This is a genomic window from Streptomyces sp. NPDC048496, from assembly GCF_043200055.1.
GTDB lineage: Bacteria > Actinomycetota > Actinomycetes > Streptomycetales > Streptomycetaceae > Streptomyces.
Genome location: NZ_JBICXB010000138.1, coordinates 1 through 1,463, shown reverse-complemented (window position 1 = coordinate 1,463; position 1,463 = coordinate 1). Strand labels below are relative to the sequence as shown.

Annotated in this window: 2 protein-coding genes; one reads left to right on the top strand and one right to left on the bottom strand. The window is 65.2% G+C overall.

The features are described 5' to 3' along the window. Positions 1 to 66: 66 nt before the first annotated feature. Positions 67 to 495: an IS200/IS605 family transposase gene (tnpA, locus tag ACGFSA_RS35170; protein ID WP_393310255.1), complete on the bottom strand. Its 429-nt coding sequence runs from the start codon at positions 493 to 495 to the stop codon at positions 67 to 69. Positions 496 to 518: 23 nt separating this feature from the next. Here tnpA and ACGFSA_RS35165 point away from each other — a divergent pair. Beyond that, the coding region (locus ACGFSA_RS35165; RefSeq protein WP_393310253.1) for an RNA-guided endonuclease InsQ/TnpB family protein at positions 519 to 1,463 on the top strand (945 nt) is incomplete at its 3' end.

Below are 1,463 nucleotides of genomic sequence, written 5' to 3'. Positions count from 1 at the left end.
GGGTGAAGGCCATCCTTGGCCCGGAGGCGCGCAGCGCCGGAGTGCTCTTCGTCTCCGGGTTGAGGGTCAGACGGGACGCTGCTGGTTTTCGATGTACTGCTTGACGACGGTCAGGGGTGCCCCGCCGCATGATCCTGCGAAGTAGGAACCGGACCAGAAGTGTCCGCCCCACAGGTACCGGCGGACGTGGCTGTCGTACTCCTGGCGGAGCCTGCGGGAGCTGACGCCCTTGAGGGAGTTGACCAGCTTGGAGAGCTGGACTTTGGGCGGGTAGTGCACGAGCAGGTGGACGTGGTCCTGTTCGCCGTTGAACTGTTTCAGCTCGGCCTCGAAGTCGGTGCAGACCTCCCGCATGATCTCTTCGGTGCGGGTCAGCATGGCGTCGGTGAACGCCTTCCGCCGATACTTCGTAACAAAAACCAAGTGAACGTGCAGGTTATAGACAACATGACGTCCGGTGCGTACATCGGGATTAGGGTTCCAGCGTGGTGACATAAACCAATGCTAGGGTCTCGGCTGTGACTCAAGACACCCTGGTCAAGCGGCAGTTCGGACATCGTGCCCGGCTTGCGCTGTCGCCTGCCGGGGTTCGCGCGGCGGACGATCAGGCGCACGCGGCCCGCACACTGTGGAATCTTCTCCACGCGTGGTGGCGGATGATGCCGAGGGAGAAGCGGACTCCGGCGAACGCGGATGCCGCGATCCGGCAGGCCCGCCAGGACATCGACTTCCTGGCCGTCCTGCCCGCCCAGGCCGCGCAAGCGGTACTCAAGACGTACTTCCGGGCGTGGAAGAACTGCTGGGAGGGCCGCGCCCACGCCCCGGACTTCAAGGGCCGCATCCGCACGGTGATGTCCGTGGACATTCCGCAGGGCCGCGACCTGAACATCACCCGTGTGCACCGACGCTGGGGCATGGTCAACATTCCCAAGGTGGGCCGGGTCCGCTTTCGGTGGACCAAAGACCTTCCGGTCGGCAAGCACGCCGATACGGAGAACCGGATCACCGGGGCACGGCTGATCAAGGACGCGCTCGGCTGGCACCTTGCCTTCCGGGTTCAGACTCTGGAGCCCAGGCCCGGCCCGCACCAGGGACCGGAAGTCGGCATCGATGTGGGTGTCACCGTGCCCATCGCCCTCTCGGACGGCGAAACCTACGAGCACGGCGAATGGCTGACCGCCAAGGAGCAGGCCAGGCTTTTGCACCTGGAGCAGCGTGCCGCACGGCGTAAGCGGCACCGCAGGCCCGGCGAGCGCACCAGCCGCCGGCTGCAGCATACCTACGACCAGATCGCAGGACTCCGCGCGAAAGCCAAGCGCCGGGCCCTTAACTGGCAGCACCGGACGACCACCGCCATCGCCCGCACGTACGGCACTGTCGTGGTCGAAGCACTCACCATCACGAACATGGTCAAGTCCGCCAGGGGAACGGTTGAAGAGCCGGGGAAGAACGTTGCCCAGAAA

Coding starts and splice junctions, on each gene's coding strand:
- tnpA (WP_393310255.1), bottom strand. CDS start 495: ATGTCACCACGCTGGAACCCTAATCCCGATGTACGCACCGGACGTCAT.